Genomic DNA, 14,818 nt, shown 5'->3' with positions numbered 1-14,818 from the left:
TTGTATAGGAAGGTGGGGAGAACTCCCCCGCCGCTTTTCGCCACCCCCATTCCGGAGGCTTTCCGCTTGGCCCGCGTTTCTTCCCTGGTCATCACCGGCTACGGCACCAATTGCGATCGCGAAACCGCCCACGCCGCCCGCCTGGCCGGCTGCAACGAAACCGAAGTGGTATTCTTCTCCGACCTGCTGGCGGAACGGGTGGCCCTGCCCGAAGCGGACCTGCTTCTCTTCCCCGGCGGCTTTCTGGACGGCGACGACCTGGGCGCGGCCCAGGCCGCGGCCCTGCGCTGGCGGCACGCCGTGACGCGCTCTGGAAGCCCCTTGCTCGAGCAGTTGCGAGCCTTTCTGGAACGGGGTGGCCTCATCCTTGGCATCTGCAACGGCTTCCAATTGCTGTGCAAGCTGGGACTGCTCCCCGCGGTGGACGGGGATTGGTTCAAACGCACCGCCTCCCTCTCCGCCAACGATTCCGCCCGCTTTGAGGATCGCTGGGTAAGCCTGCGCACCGAGCCGGACACCCGTTGCGTGTTCCTCAAAGGTACCGACAGGCTGGAGATGCCCGTGCGGCACGGCGAGGGCAAAATGGTTTTCGAGGACGAATCGCTGCTGTCCAAGGCCGAGGCGGCCGGGCACGTGGCCCTGCGCTACGTCCACCCCGAATCCGGCGAGCCCTCCATGGAGTACCCATACAATCCCAACGGCTCCCCGGGTGGCATCGCCGGACTCACCGACCACACCGGACGCATCCTGGGCCTCATGCCCCACCCCGAAGCGTTCAACCACCCCACAAATCATCCCGGCTGGACACGCGGGGAAACCTCCCCCCTTGGAATCGTGCTGCTGGAAAACGCAGTCCACCACTTGCGGGAACGCGCCGCGTGACGGACCCCGCTCCTCCGAATGGCTGGCGCGACTGGGAAGAAGTCATGCGCCTCGCCCTGGACGAGGCCAAGCGGGCCGGGGATGTTAATGAAGTGCCGGTGGGCGCGGTGATTCTGGATCCTGACGGCGAGGTACTGGCGAAGGCAAGCAACTCCCCCATCTCCCGAAACGACCCAACGTCCCACGCTGAAATACTGGCCCTTCGCCAAGCCTGCAAAAAGCTGAATAACTACCGCCTGCCCGGCTGCATACTGGTCGTCACCCTTGAGCCCTGCCTCATGTGCCTGGGCGCGCTGGTGCACGCTCGCGTGGAAACGGTTGTTTACGGCGCGGCCGACCCCAAGACCGGAGCCGTCACCTCTCGGCTTGAGGGCTTCGCCCTGCCCTTCCTCAACCATCGTCCCGCGGTTATCCACGGTGTTTTGGAGGAGGAATGCGGAGCCCTGCTACGGGATTTTTTCCGTTCGCGCCGCTGATAAGCTGATCGGCCGTTCCCTTCACCTCCTTGACGAACCGCCACCGAGCGTTTACCAGATTCCTCCCACGCGGAGAGGTAGCGAAGTCCGGTCGTAACGCGCTCGACTCGAAATCGAGTTACGGGTTAGTAGCCCGTACGTGGGTTCGAATCCCACCCTCTCCGCCATCGACTATTTAAGCCCTCGGAATCACTGAAAGTGACCGGGGGCTTTACCTTTTCTGCTTCCCAACTGCTACACCAAGGTGCTACACCGAGAAGCATGAAAGACTTGTCCAGACCAACTCGTTTACATCGTCGGAAAGGGAGCCGGAACTACTATTTTCGCGCAAAGGCTCCGGTTGATCTCCAGGACATCTACGGCAAGCGAGAGATATATTTCAGTCTCAAAACCAGTGACCGTCAGGAAGCCCTCCAGCGCGTTCATATAGAATCCGTGAAGCTCGACCAGGAGTTTGCCGAGAAACGCCGCCAGAGGGACGCTGAAGCGGTTGATAAGCTGTCCGAGATCGAAGTTGAACGTATCACGGCTATATGGAGGCATGAGGCACTTCAAGTCGATGAAGAATCACGCATTAACGGTCTTTCCCCTACAGAATTTCAGGCATGGGATGACGCAATCACCTTTGCATACATCGAGGCAAGGGAAAGTCTCGCTACGGGAAAACTCAACAGAATTTCTGTAGAACTCGATGACCTTCTGGAAGAGATCGGGATGAAAGTTGCCAAGTACAGCGAGGCATACCGTCAACTGGCCTATGCCCTTCTGAAAGCAAAGGTGGAAACCCTGGAAGCTCTCAAGGCTCGGCATGAAGCCAAAGTGGTCAAAACGCCCATAAAGCCTGTGTCACCTGTTCATGCTACACCTACGGAATCCGACAGAGACGACCCGACCATTATCCAGGTTCATTCAATGTGGGCAGAGGAACATATACAGGCGGGAGGACCGGAGAAAACAGTCAAGGATTTCGGCACATACGTCCGTCGGTTCGTAGAACTTCATGGCGATCTTCCAGTCTCTCAGATTACGAAAAGGCATGTACGGGACTACAAAGATGCCATGCTCAAATATCCATCTCGGAGAGTGGGCAAGCTCAAGGACATGACGGTTCCGCAACTCCTGAAGTACGTCCGGGTATCCTGCCCCCGGTTTGAAACAGCCTTGATCTAAGTGGAAGTCCGTGGCTTCTCAACAGGCAGGAGGTTTGCCATGAAGCGACGGAAGTGGACCCCGGAGCAGAAGACTCGGGTCGTCCTCGAAGGCCTTCGAGGACGACCCGTGGGCGAAGTGTGCGCCGAGTACGCCATCTCGCAGAACCAGTACTACAAGTGGCGCGATCAATTCCTCGCCCAGGCGCACAAAGCGTTTGAGCCCGAGCACGGCGCACAGCGTACGGCCAAGCTTGAACGCGAGAACATGAAGCTCAAAAGCCTGATCGGCGAGCTGACCATTGAGCTAAAAAAAAGCGGGCCGTTCGGATGAAGCGTGGACCATATGCAAAGGTCGCCGAGCGCAACGCCGACCTCCTGGCCCGCATTCGCGGCATCAAGGCCGACCATCCGTTCTGGGGATACCGTCGGGTCTGGGCGTTTCTGCGCTTCGTGGACGGCGTAGTCGTCGGCAAAAATCGCGTCTACCGGCTCATGAGCGAGCATGACCTCACGGTGAAGCCCAACCTGCGACTCAAGGCCAAACGCAGGCCGACCGGCGTCAAGCCCCGGCCCACGCGACCCAACGAGTGGTGGAGTATCGACATGACCAAAATCAAGATTGACGGCTACGGCTGGCTGTACGTGGTCATTGTGCTTGATTGGCGCACCAAGAAGGTCGTCGGCCACTACGCCGGCGACCAGGCCAAGGCGTGGCATTGGCTATCGGCGCTCAACGCGGCTGTCGGCAGGCAGTTCCCCGAAGGCGTGCGCGGCGGCGGTCTTCATCTCATGGCCGACAACGGCTGCCAACCGACCTCGACGAGCTTTATGAAGGCTTGCCGCGTCATGGACATCAAACTCGCCTTCACCAGCTACAACAACCCCAAAGGCAACGCCGACACAGAGCGCTTCATGCGCACCATGAAGGAAGAGCTGGTCTGGATCAATGAATGGCGAAGCCCCACGGCCTTTTACCAGGCCTTGGGCTCCTGGATCGAAGAATACAACCAAGGCTACCTGCACTCGGCGCTGGGGTATAAAACCCCGGTGACAACCGAGCAGGAACTGATCAACTCGCGGACTCTCTTAAAAAAGGCTTGCTAAACCGGGGGCAGTACGCGATTTCGCTTTCAACGAACTTCTCGAGTGCTACTCGAGGGATACGTTTGGTACCACCAAGGTTGACACACGGCAAATCACCACGTTTGATCATCCTCGAAACAGAAGAAATGTGGACATCGAAAATCTCGGCCACGTCGCTCATTTTGAGGAAGCTACCTTTTTCTAGTTGCAACATAAAACCTCCAAAAATATTACCACTGGAGGCGGGAAAATCATTTTTAAAAAAACTTGGCAAAAACAAAATTCCATGGCAGTCGACAACAAGTTAGTCGGCCCTGAAAAACATCCATGCCACTGAAAAGAATTAACAAAGTGTAGCATTCAATGTATCATTCTCGACCAGGAACTGTAGTGATTCTGCAAGAAACCGGTCGCGCCGTCACCGGTTCGGGAGTGATGATGAAGGCCAAGCCAGCCAAAAGCGATCAGGGCAATTTCCTCTACGAGGACCTCATCGATCAGCTCAATCCCAAGGACCCGCTGCTCAAGCTTGCAGCGAACATCCCCTGGGAAAAGTTCGAGCAGGAGTTTTCTAGCCTCTATAGTGAGTATGGTCGTCCAGCAAAGCCCATCAGACTCATGGTCGGGCTCATGATCCTCAAGCAGCTTGAAAATCTGAGCGACGAGCGTGTCATTGAGGCTTGGGTCCGGAACCCCTACTATCAGGCCTTCTGCGGTGAGACGCATTTCCGGTGGAGGCTTCCTTGTGACCCCACGGACTTGGTTTATTTCCGCAAACGCATCGGCGAGGGTGGGGCGCGTTTGATCTTCGAGGTCTCGGTGGGTCTGCACGGCGACGACGCCATGGAGCGGGAGATCGCCGTGGACACCACGGTCCAGGAGAAGAACATCACCTTCCCCACTGACGTGAAGCTTCTGACCAAGGTCATCAAGCGATGCAGGGCCATCGCCGAGTTCGAAGGAATCAGCTTGCGCCGCAGTTTCCGCCGTGAATTGCCAGGCCTCCTGCGCCAGCGATTCAAGAGTCGCAAGATCATCAAACGCATTCGGACCATGGCTGGCGTCCTGATCCGCGAACTTGAGCGCAAACTGCCCAGGGATTCGTTGGCCAGGCACAGGGAAGCTATGCAGCTCTTCCGCCGGGTCCATGACCAGAAACGTACCGACAAGAACAAGATCTACAGCCTGCACGAACCGGACGTGCTTTGCATCGGCAAGGGCAAAGAGCACAAAAAGTACGAGTTCGGACGCAAGGCCTCCATCGCCTGGACCAAGACCACCGGTGTGATGTAGGAGCCATGTCCTTCAAGGAGAACGTTTTCGACGGTCACACCCTGCCGGATGTTCTGGAGCAAGTTTCGCAAATCACGGAATCCTGCCCCGAGGCGGCCATCTGTGACCGGGGTTACAGGGGGCGCAAAAAAGTCGGTGACACGAGCATTCTGATTCCGGGCCGGCCGAAGAAAAGCGACACGCCCTACCAGAGACGAAAGGCCAGGCAACGTTTTCGCAGACGCGCTGGCATCGAGCCGGTGATCGGACATCTCAAACACGACTTCCGCATGGCCAAAAACTTCCTGAAAGGGGCCCTCGGTGATGCGATCAACCTGCTGATGGCCGCAGCCGCGTTCAACTTCAAGAAGTGGATGCGGGGACTGAAGCACTTTTTGTCTCTTTTCGCCCCTTGGCTCTGCTTCGGAACCTGGAGTCGGGGCAGACTAAAGTACGCCTGATTCAATCTGAAAGGCCTTTTTCAGGACCGACTAATTAGGCTTATATTGTAGTGTCACCGTTTAAATACTGGGGCAAGTCTCCAAACAATACAGGACACTATCATCCACTACCTTGTCATTGCCTAGACGTTGCCGCCGTGGGCGCAGTCCTTCTGGGACGCGACACAAGGTTGACCCGGCGCCTAACCCGGCTCTCGCCCTTTCCGGAGGTGACCCCCTCTCTCATCCCCCTGCTCCTGTCTCTGCACGACGTAGGCAAGTTCAGCCCACGCTTCCAGGCCTTTCGCCCGGATTTGCTGGCAACCTTGCAGGACGGGCGGAAGTGGCGTCATGGCTGCGCTCGGGGGGAGTTCCATCACACCAATTTGGGGTTGTGGCTCTGGCAACATCGCAAATTCGATCTCCGCGCCAAACTCCAGACGCTTCTTCCGAACGATGCAGGAAGCGAATTGAAATATCTTTTGGGGCATTTGGGGCACCCTGTCGCGGGGCACCACGGACACCCTGCATCGGTTCATAAATCAAGCCCCGGGCAATTGTTCGAAGAGCGTGACCTCACGGCTGTTGCAACTTTCCTTCAGGCGTGTGCCTCCCTGTTTCCCATCGCTTCCCTCCCGCCCCTTTCGGAAGATGGAGACGAGCGAGCCAAACTTTTTTCCTGGGATTTAGCTGGACTTACTGTACTTTGTGACTGGATAGGCTCCAACGCTGAGTGGTTTCCCCCCTGTCCCGAAACCACGGACGAGGCGGAATATTTCCACCAACACGCCATGCCTCGGGCCCGAAGGGCAGTGTATGAGGCTGGAGTCGTCCCTCCGACTCCCACGCGGAAAACCACCTGGGCCGACCTCTTTCCCGACCTGACTGACGCCTCCCCCACCCCCCTTCAGGAACACGCCCGCTCTGTGGACATTCCCGATTCGCCACAACTACATATCCTGGAAGACCTCACCGGCAGCGGCAAAACGGAGGCGGCGGTCATTCTGGCCGCTCGCCTCATGGCCCGCGATCTGGGGGACGGATTCTTTTTCGCCCTGCCCACCATGGCCACGGCCAACTCCATGTATTCACGGCTGGCCCCCCAGTATCACCAGCTCTTCGAGGTAGACGCGGATCGTCCGAGTTTCATGCTGGCCCACGGCGCACGTGGCCTGAACGAGCTTTTTCTGCAAAGCACAGGGCTTGACGACATTTCACAACAAGGCCGCAACCCTTCCGGGAACGATGCGGCGGAACCCGTCTGCGCCCGCTGGTTGGCGGATAACCGCAAGAAGGCGCTGCTCGCCCCGACGGGCGCGGCCACGCTGGACCAGGCTCTCCTGGGCGTCCTGCCTGTCTCCCACCAGTGCCTGCGTTTGCTGGGCCTGGGCCGCAACGTGCTCATCGCCGACGAAATCCACAGCTTCGACCCGTACGTTACCGGCTTGCTGGCCCATCTTCTCGAAATACACGCCGCGCGTGGCGGCAGCGCCGTTCTCCTCTCGGCAACTCTGTCGGCCAAGACCCGGGGCCGACTCACGGACACTTTCCGGCGGGGATTGGAAACACATGCCGCGTTGAACGGAATCGCCGCCATCCCCCATTCCTCCCGCGCTGCGCCCTCCGCGCCCGAGCCCTATCCGTCCGCCAGCCTGGCCAGCCTGCGCGGCTGCCCGCCGCCCACCCCCGTGGACCCCGCGCCCTGGGCCCAACGCGAACTGCACGTGGAACACGTTAAATCCCGCGAGGATGTCTTGAACAGCCTTGCCGGGGCCGCCCGGAACGGAGCCTGCGCCGCCTACGTCTGCAACACCGTGGATGACGCCCTGGAGGTTTGGCGCGCTTTGCGCGGCCGCTCCGATGTGGACCCGGGCAAAGTGGTTCTGCTGCACGCCCGCTTCGCCCTGGGTGACCGGCTGGACATTGAGGCGGACATCACCAGCCGGTTCGGCAAGCCCCGGAAGGATGCGGCGGAACACGCGGTTCAGGCCGAAGGCCGCGCCGGGTGGATCGTGGTCGGCACGCAAGTGCTGGAAATGTCTCTCGACCTTGATTTCGACATCATGGCCAGCGACCTGGCTCCGGTGGATGCCCTGCTGCAGCGGGCGGGACGCCTGCAACGCCACGCTTTCGAGCGACCGGAAGGATACGAGGCCAAACGGCTTCTCCTGCATGCCCCGCCCTGGGACGACTCTCCTGGCTCGGACTGGTACGCCGCGCACTTCAAGCGCGCCCAGTGGATCTACCGCGTCCACGGCGAACTGTGGCTCACCCTGCGTGAACTGCGCCGCCGGGGCACGCTCCATCTGCCCTGGGACGTGCGCGTCCTTATCGAGACGGTGTACGATCCCGAGGGAGGCGTACCCGGCGAGCTCGCTGGCCGCGATGACAAGGCCGTGGCGGAGGGCATCCCCGAAACGCTGTTGTCGCGCGACGCCAAGGAACACGGCGAGCGCATCGCGGCGGGGAACACTGCCGCCTTCCGGGCACTCGACTTCGAGGAAGGGTACAGCATCCTTGCGGGAGAGTGGACGGACAGCCAGGAGCTTTCCACCCGTCTGGGCGGAGAAACCGTGACCTTCCGCCTGGCCAAGGAGCGGGACGGGCACGTCGTTTCCTGGCGCGACCCGCAGGACGACTCCGCGGCAGCCCTGCGCCGCGCCTGGGCCCTCTCGGAAATTCGCCTGCGCCCCTCCATGGCCACCGAACCGCTCCCCCCAGATGTCCCCGCCCTGGCCACCCAGCTCCGCCGCCTGGAAGAAGACCACCCCGGGCCGCCCGTCGCCCTGCTCCAAGAGCGGGAGAGGGGCTGGCTGCTGCGGGCCCGGAAGAACGGCGAGGTGGTGGAATTGGCCTACAATGCGGACAAGGGGCTAACCTATGAATTGACTTCCTCTGATTGTGGAGGGTATTATTAGGTGTTCCTTCTTCAGGAAGGATGGACCAGCAAATTGGTGCGCCAAATTTTAACTGAGAGATTGTTCCCCGCTTTGCGGGGATTGATTTTATGCAAGGCAAATTGGTATGTTAATTTTTATAAAATTTTGTTGATAACCAAATCGTCCCTCCCTACCCTACAGCTCATACAATAAATCGGCCCCCCGAAACCCAGATCGGGAGGCCGACAAGGAAGACAGGCCTTCCTGAATGTGAGAATTCAACTATACGGCCTGTCCTCCTAACAGTCAACCAGCCTTGGGAAGGAGAAAGGGCCGTGATCTCTGCGCATACCCTGTACAACAGATATGGACGAGTCCGTGGCGTTAGGATCAAGGCCGGCGCACTGGTCGTCGACATCTGGATAGCCTTAGCCCCATGCTAGCCGCGGGACATCCATCCTGCGGCTAGCATGGGGTCTCTTTCCATTTCGTCCACTCTATCCTATACCGGCAACCTGGAATCAACAGGAGGAGTCCATGGCATACAACCTGCTTTCCGAACCATGGCTACCGGTCACGCGCCTGCGCTCCGGCCTGGCGCATATCGCTCCCCATCAACTCACCGAAAACCTGGACGGCGATCCCGTCGTCTCCCTGGCCTTTCCTCGGCCCGACCTCAACGCCGCCGTGCTGGAATGGCTCATCGGCCTCGTGCAGACCGTCTATTGGGATGAACTGAAAAACAACACCGCGTGGGTGACCCTATGGGAAAGCCCACCGCCCCCCGAAGACCTGCATCGGCGGATGGAGCCATTCTCTTACGCCTTCGAGCTTCTTGCCGAGGGCGACCCGGCCTTTATGCAGGACCGCAACCCGGAGCAGCTGGACAAGTCCTATGACGTGGACATGCTCTTCTTCGAGGTTGCCGGCCAAAAAGCGGCTTGGTTCGTCAAGCCCAATGAGTCGCCCGTCCTCTGCCCCGCATGCGCCGCAGCCGCCCTGCACATGCTGCAAGCCTACGCGTACAGCGGCGGGGCGGGTGTGCGTACCGGCCTGCGCGGCGGGGGCCCCCTGTCCACCATCATCATGCGCGACAATTTGTGGGAAACCACCTGGGCCAACGTGTTGCCGGCCGGCAAGTTCGGCAAAGCCTGCGATCCAAACGCACCGGAGGCCTTCGGCGTCTTCCCCTGGCTGGCGCCCACCCGCGTCAGTTCCGAAGGGACCAAGCCAGTGACAACCGACGAAGTCCATCCTCTGCACCTCTATTGGGCCATGCCCCGGCGCATGCGCTTGCGGTACGAGGAAGGCGACCAGCCGTGCGCCATGTGCGCCTCCACGCAAGGTCCCCGCATCACCGGTTACGCCTATCGCCATCACGGGAACAATTACGAAGGCGAATGGGACCACCCTCTGACTCCGCTGCGGCACGAGCCCAAAGATGGAACCCGCATCACGATCAAAGGGAAATCCTTCTCCGGCTACCGCGACTGGCTTGGTCTGGTCTTCACGGAGCGGGTCAAGATCAAGCCGAAGAAGAAAGGCGGGGAGCCGGTGAAAGTCACTGTACGGACGCCAGCACCCGTGGTCGAGCAGGCCCTTCATTCGCAACGACGCGGTGACATGCTGGGGACCGAGCTCCGGCTTCGTGCCAGCGGCTTCAGTATGGACCAAATGAAGCCCCTAGCCTTTACCGACGAGGTCATGCCCGTGGTGCTGCCCAAGGACGCCGACCTGCTCGAAGAGCAGCATGTACTGGCCACCCGCCTCATCAACGCCGCCGAATTCACCCGCCAGGCCCTCTACTCCGCGGCCAGGACCGCCCTGCTGGACGAAAGAAAGGACGCCAAGGGAACAAACTCCATGCTCACCGAGGTGGACGCCCTGTTCTGGAGCAAGACCCAGCCCGTGTTCGACGACGCCATGCGCCACGGTCTGGACGCCCTGGAGCAAGGGTACGACACGGAGAAGGCCCGCCGGGTGTACCTGCGCAGGCTCCAGGCCGTGACCGAAGCGTTGTTCCGCGACATGGTGCAGTCCGCCGCCCTGGACGACACCCAGATGGAACGCCACGCCCGCGCCTGGCGCGACCTGCAAGCCCGCATTCGCTGGCCCAAGGCCCAGGTGTGGAACAAACTTGATATCGACCCCAAGGCCCAAGAGGAAGAAGCCCAACCCGCAACCGGAGAAGCGTGACATGAGCGAGCCCCTGTACGCGCGCGACGACTTCCAGAAATGCCTCGCCTCCTGGTGGTCCGGCCTCGCCGGCCGCACCACGGACGGGGAAGAAGGCGATCGCGCCCCCAACCGCAAGCACCGCGCCGAACTGCGCCGGGCGAAACGGACCATGGACGTCTGCCTCAGCGAAGCCTTCGCCCACGGCTTCCTCTCCGCCCTCAAGGACTGCGGCATCGTGCCGCGCGATGACGAAATCGAGGGCCTGGCCCGGCTGGCCGGGCTGGCCGCCCACGTGCAGACCCTGGCCGAGCGCCCCATGGGCGGCATCATGGCCCAGCCACGCGCCTCCGGCGCTGCCGTGGCCGTCTCGCCCCAGCGGTTCCGCAAGCTGCTCACCATCGAAGATCCGGACGATTTCTTCGTGGCCATGGTCCGCATGCTGCGCCTCACGGACGGCCGGGCCAACTTGGCAAGCCTGTCCCGCGCCTGCCAGAACTGGACCGACACCACCCGCCGCTGGTGGGCCATGGAGTATTACAACGTCCTCCCCTCCAAGGAATCCGAACACGCCACGTCCAAACGATAAGGAGACACGCCGTGAGCACCTTTCTGCAACTCCACCTGCTGACCGCCTATCCCCCCGCCAACCTCAACCGCGACGACCTGGGTCGTCCCAAGACCGCCATCGTGGGCGGCAGGATGCGGCTGCGCGTCTCCTCCCAGTCGCTCAAGCGCGCCTGGCGCGTCAGCGATGTCTTCCAGCAGGCCCTGGGCGGGGAGAACCTGGGGATGCGCACCAAGGAGATCGGCCTGCGCGCCTACCAGGCCATGACCAAAGACATGCCTTTCCGCGAGGCCCTGGACTCCACCCTTGGCCTGGACCGGTTGGCCGAACCCAAGGGCCAGGAGAAAAAGGCCTTCGAACTGGCCAACAAGATCGCCGACCACTTCGGCAAGGCCAAAGGCAAGGACAAGAACAACCAGTACGCCCAGCTCGAGACCGAGCAGATGGTCCACATCAGCGACGCCGAGATCCAGGCCGTGCAAAAGTTACTGGACGCCTGGAAGGCAGGTGAAAAGATCGACGACAAGCTGAACCTGCTGCGCCGCAAGCACGCCGCCTGCGACATCGCCATGTTCGGTCGCATGATCGCCGCCCAGCCCGTATACAACACGGACGCCGCCGTGCAGGTGGCCCACGCCTTTTCCGTGGACCAAGCTGCGGTGGAGGACGACTTCTTCACTGCGGTGGACGACCTCAACCGTCGCGAGGAGGACGCGGGCGCGGGCCACATGGGCATTCAGGAATTCGGCTCCGGGCTGTACTACCTCTACGTCTGCGTCAACCGCGACCTGCTGGTGGACAATCTGGACGGCGACGAGGACCTGGCCCGCGAGTCCCTGCGCGCCCTGGCCCGGGCCGCCTGCACCGTGGCCCCCACCGGCAAGCAGAACAGCTTCGCCTCCCGCGCCAACGCCGCCTACGTGCTGGCGGAACGCGGTGCGGAGCAGCCCCGCAGCCTGTCCCTGGCCTTCCTTGATCCGATCAAGGACAACGGCGAAGGAATGCTGGACACGGCCGTGAACTCGCTGCGCGCCACCAAGCGGAGCATGGACGAGGCCTACGGCCCCAAGCTGGACACCACGGAGTGCTACGCGGCCAAGGGCGAGGGCTCCATGGCCGAAGTCTTCGACTTCCTGGCGGAGTAGCCATGCGCTGTGTGCTCTTCACCATCTACGGCCCCTTGTGCTCCTGGGGCTCTTTGGCCGTGGCCGGGGTGCGGCGCTCCTGGGGGCATCCCTCCAAGAGCGCCATCCTGGGCCTTGTGGCCGGGGCTCTGGGGTATAAGCGAAGCGCCGAGGACGACCACGCCTCCCTGGAGCGGGACTGGGCCCTGGCCGTGCGCGTGGACTCGCCCGGCACAGCCCTGCTGGACTACCACACCGTGCAGTACCCGCCCGCCAAGGGCAAACGGACCTTCCACACCCGCCGCGACGAACTGGGCCAGAAGCTGGCCGACGGCGAACAGCCGGAAACCAAGGTGCTCTCCCAGCGGGAATACCTTCAGGACGCGGCCTTCACCGTTTGCCTGCTGCCCCGGGCGGACCAGCCGAAGGATTCGGCCGAGGCCATCCGTGACGCCCTCAACGCGCCGCGCTTCACCCCGTACCTGGGCCGCCGCTCCTGCCCCCGGCCCTGCCCTTCCTGGCCCAAGTGGTTGACGCGGAAACAGCCGAGGAAGCCCTGCGGCAACGGGGACTGCACAGCCGCTTGGCGCGGACCCTGCCCCTCCAGCAGCAATGCGACCTGTACGTGGAGGCTGGGATGCCAGGCGAGGCGGACGGCGATCACCTCGTGGAGCGCCGCGACGCCATCCTTTCGCGCCGGGCGCGGCAGTTCGCCCCCAGGCTGGAACGGCGCGGCTCCGTGCCCGCGCCGCCCCCCACACGCCGGGCCAAGCACCGGAGGGAACATGATGTACCTCAGCCGAGCCTGGATTACCGACGCGGCCGAGGCCTGCCGCCTGGCCCGCGCCGGTTTCTACGAGAACCACCGGGCGGTCTGGCGGCTCTTCGCCGACCACCCGAACCGCGACCGCGACTTCCTCTACCGCCGCCAGGACGAGCGGACTTCCGGGCACCGCCGCCGCCATCCGGACGGCGGCGCGGCCGAGTTCCTCATCGTCTCCGCCCGGCCGCCTCGCCAAGCCCCCGGCTGGCGGGTGGAGACCAAGGACTACGATCCCGATCTGACCGAGGGGGACCGTCTGCACTTCTCCCTGCGGGCCAACCCCACCCGGGTGGTTACCCAGCCAGGCGGCAAAAAGAAGCGTGTGGACGTGGTCATGCACGCCAAGCATCAACTCAAGGAACAGGGCACCGCCCCCGAGGACCTGCCGCCCCAGGCCGTACTGGCCCACAACGCGGGCTGCGCCTGGCTGCGCGACCGCGCCCCCGCCCTGGGGCTTGAGTTGGACGAATCCAGCCTGCGGGCGGACGGCTACCAACTGCACCAGCGCGCCCCCTCCGGCGGCAAAAAGCCCATCCGCTTCGCCAGCCTGGACTTCTCCGGCCTGGCCCGGGTGGCGGACGCCGAGGCCCTTCGCGCCGCCCTGTTCAGCGGGGTGGGCAAGTCCAAGGGATTCGGCTGCGGCCTCCTGCTGGTGCGGAGGGCCTGATGCTGCCCAAGCTCTCGCCCCTGCCGCTGAAAGAGCGCTTTTCCCTGCTCTTTCTGGAAAAGGGGCGGCTGGATGTGAAAGACGGGGCCTTCGTCCTCATCGACAAGGAGGGCGTGCGCACCCACATCCCCGTGGGCGGGGTGGCCTGCCTCATGCTGGAACCGGGCAGCCGCGTCTCCCACGCCGCGGCCGTGCTGGCCGCCCGGGCGGGCACCCTCCTGGTCTGGACCGGGGAGGCCGGGGTGCGGCTGTACTCCGCCGGACAGCCCGGCGGGGCGCGGTCGGACAAGCTGCTCTACCAGGCCTCCCTGGCCCTGGATCCGGAGGCGCGGCTCAAGGTGGTGCGGGCCATGTTCGCCATGCGCTTCGGCGAGCCCCCGCCCGCCCGGCGCAGCGTAGAGCAATTGCGTGGGCTGGAAGGCGCGCGCGTACGCGCCCTGTATGAAAACCTGGCCAAGCAGTTCGGGGTCAAGTGGACCCGGCGCAACTACGACCCCACCGCCTGGAACAGCGGGGACGTGGTCAACCGCTGCCTGTCCTCGGCCACCTCCTGCCTGTACGGATTGAGCGAAGCGGCCGTGCTGGCCGCGGGGTACGCCCCGGCCATCGGTTTTCTGCACACCGGCAAGCCGCGCTCCTTCGTTTTCGACATAGCGGACCTCTTCAAGTTCGAGACCGTGGTGCCGGAGGCCTTCCGAATCGCCGCCCGCAAACCGCACGATCCGGAAGGACAGACCCGCCGCGCCTGCCGCGACTCCTTCCGCAAGAAAAAGCTCCTCAAGCGCATCATTCCAGCCATTGAGGATATTCTGGCGGCTGGCGGCAAGAAGCCTCCGCCGGAATACGAGGACGCGGTCAAACCCGCCTACCAGGACCCTGAGGGGCTCGGCGATGCTGGTCATCGTGGTTGAGAACGCGCCGCCCAGGCTGCGGGGCCGCTTGGCGGTCTGGCTGCTGGAGGTGCGCGCCGGGGTGTACGTGGGCAGGTATTCGGTCAAAACGCGAGAGATGATCTGGAAACAGGTGGAGGAGGGCATTGGCGAGGGCAACGCCGTGCTCTGCGCCCCCGCGCCCAACGACCAAGGCTTCGAGTTCGCCACCTGCGGGGCAAACCGCCGCCTGCCGCGCGACATGGACGGCGTCAGGCTGGTATCCTTTCTCCCTCAGGGCGAACTTGGCGAAGGCGAACTGTAGGCTCTGTGACAACCGCATAGGCGCTGCGGGCATAAAGCCCGCCAGGAGCCACCGATTGCAGGATACTGAAATTATTGGTAATAC

At 62.6% G+C, this 14,818-nt stretch carries 13 protein-coding genes, 1 tRNA gene and 2 pseudogenes; 15 read left to right on the top strand and 1 reads right to left on the bottom strand.

Features of this window, described 5'->3' with window-relative positions; genetic code table 11:
* Positions 1–66: 66 nt before the first annotated feature.
* The 6 genes from N911_RS0104635 (at position 67) to N911_RS0104605 (ending at position 3,613) form a co-directional block, all read left to right on the top strand.
* Positions 67–882: a phosphoribosylformylglycinamidine synthase subunit PurQ gene (locus N911_RS0104635; RefSeq protein ID WP_029894825.1), complete on the top strand. Its 816-nt coding sequence runs from the start codon at positions 67–69 to the stop codon at positions 880–882.
* Positions 879–1,358, top strand: coding sequence for a tRNA adenosine(34) deaminase TadA (tadA, locus tag N911_RS0104630; RefSeq protein ID WP_272913347.1), 480 nt, complete (start codon positions 879–881; stop codon positions 1,356–1,358). The genes N911_RS0104635 and tadA overlap by 4 nt, the downstream gene beginning before the upstream one ends.
* Positions 1,359–1,429: 71 nt before the next feature.
* A tRNA-Ser gene (locus N911_RS0104625) sits at positions 1,430–1,525 on the top strand.
* Positions 1,526–1,619: 94 nt separating this feature from the next.
* Positions 1,620–2,528, top strand: a complete 909-nt coding sequence (locus N911_RS0104615) for a DUF6538 domain-containing protein (RefSeq protein ID WP_138774337.1) — start codon at positions 1,620–1,622, stop codon at positions 2,526–2,528.
* 39 nt (positions 2,529–2,567) lie between these two features.
* A complete protein-coding gene (locus N911_RS0104610; RefSeq protein WP_029894821.1) occupies positions 2,568–2,840 on the top strand; it encodes a transposase in 273 nt (90 codons plus the stop codon).
* On the top strand, positions 2,837–3,613 hold the full coding sequence (locus tag N911_RS0104605) for an IS3 family transposase (protein ID WP_051693921.1): 777 nt from the start codon (positions 2,837–2,839) through the stop codon (positions 3,611–3,613). The genes N911_RS0104610 and N911_RS0104605 overlap by 4 nt, the downstream gene beginning before the upstream one ends.
* Here N911_RS0104605 and N911_RS19140 read toward each other — a convergent pair.
* Positions 3,579–3,773 carry a helix-turn-helix domain-containing protein gene (locus N911_RS19140; protein WP_425266025.1) on the bottom strand — a complete coding sequence of 65 codons (195 nt, stop codon included), beginning with the start codon at positions 3,771–3,773 and terminating at the stop codon, positions 3,579–3,581. The two genes, N911_RS0104605 and N911_RS19140, sit on opposite strands and share 35 nt — an antisense overlap.
* Before the next feature lie 257 nt (positions 3,774–4,030).
* Between N911_RS19140 and N911_RS16635 the strand changes: the two are divergent.
* The 9 genes and pseudogenes from N911_RS16635 to cas2e all read left to right on the top strand — a co-directional run bounded on the left by N911_RS16635 (position 4,031) and on the right by cas2e (position 14,734).
* Positions 4,031–5,325, top strand: a pseudogene (locus tag N911_RS16635) (IS5 family transposase).
* Positions 5,326–5,375: 50 nt separating this feature from the next.
* Positions 5,376–6,032, top strand: a pseudogene (locus N911_RS19135) (CRISPR-associated endonuclease Cas3''); the annotation flags it as partial.
* Positions 6,033–6,116: 84 nt separating this feature from the next.
* Complete coding sequence (cas3, locus tag N911_RS0104590; protein WP_237559886.1) at positions 6,117–8,222, top strand: CRISPR-associated helicase Cas3'; 2,106 nt, start codon at positions 6,117–6,119, stop codon at positions 8,220–8,222.
* A gap of 498 nt (positions 8,223–8,720) precedes the next feature.
* Positions 8,721–10,379 carry a type I-E CRISPR-associated protein Cse1/CasA gene (casA, locus tag N911_RS0104585; protein ID WP_029894813.1) on the top strand — a complete coding sequence of 553 codons (1,659 nt, stop codon included), beginning with the start codon at positions 8,721–8,723 and terminating at the stop codon, positions 10,377–10,379.
* A 1-nt stretch (position 10,380) separates the two neighbouring features.
* Positions 10,381–10,947, top strand: coding sequence for a type I-E CRISPR-associated protein Cse2/CasB (gene casB, locus N911_RS17360; protein ID WP_029894812.1), 567 nt, complete (start codon positions 10,381–10,383; stop codon positions 10,945–10,947).
* A gap of 11 nt (positions 10,948–10,958) precedes the next feature.
* Positions 10,959–12,071 carry a type I-E CRISPR-associated protein Cas7/Cse4/CasC gene (gene cas7e, locus N911_RS0104575; protein WP_029894809.1) on the top strand — a complete coding sequence of 371 codons (1,113 nt, stop codon included), beginning with the start codon at positions 10,959–10,961 and terminating at the stop codon, positions 12,069–12,071.
* Positions 12,072–12,073: 2 nt separating this feature from the next.
* Positions 12,074–13,540 carry a type I-E CRISPR-associated protein Cas5/CasD gene (gene cas5e / locus N911_RS17355; protein ID WP_051693916.1) on the top strand — a complete coding sequence of 489 codons (1,467 nt, stop codon included), beginning with the start codon at positions 12,074–12,076 and terminating at the stop codon, positions 13,538–13,540.
* The gene (gene cas1e, locus N911_RS0104560) at positions 13,540–14,451 is read left to right on the top strand and encodes a type I-E CRISPR-associated endonuclease Cas1e (protein WP_029894807.1); all 912 of its coding nucleotides are present in this window, start codon (positions 13,540–13,542) and stop codon (positions 14,449–14,451) included. Before cas5e ends, cas1e begins: the two co-directional genes overlap by 1 nt.
* Entirely contained in the window at positions 14,432–14,734 is a 303-nt protein-coding gene (cas2e, locus tag N911_RS0104555) for a type I-E CRISPR-associated endoribonuclease Cas2e (protein WP_029894804.1), read from the top strand. The genes cas1e and cas2e overlap by 20 nt, the downstream gene beginning before the upstream one ends.
* The last annotated feature ends 84 nt before the right edge of the window (positions 14,735–14,818 follow it).

It is taken from the genome of Desulfohalovibrio reitneri, from assembly GCF_000711295.1.
GTDB lineage: Bacteria > Desulfobacterota > Desulfovibrionia > Desulfovibrionales > Desulfovibrionaceae > Desulfohalovibrio > Desulfohalovibrio reitneri.
Note: the sequence above shows the minus strand (reverse complement) of the source record. Positions and strands in the feature narration are given on the sequence as shown.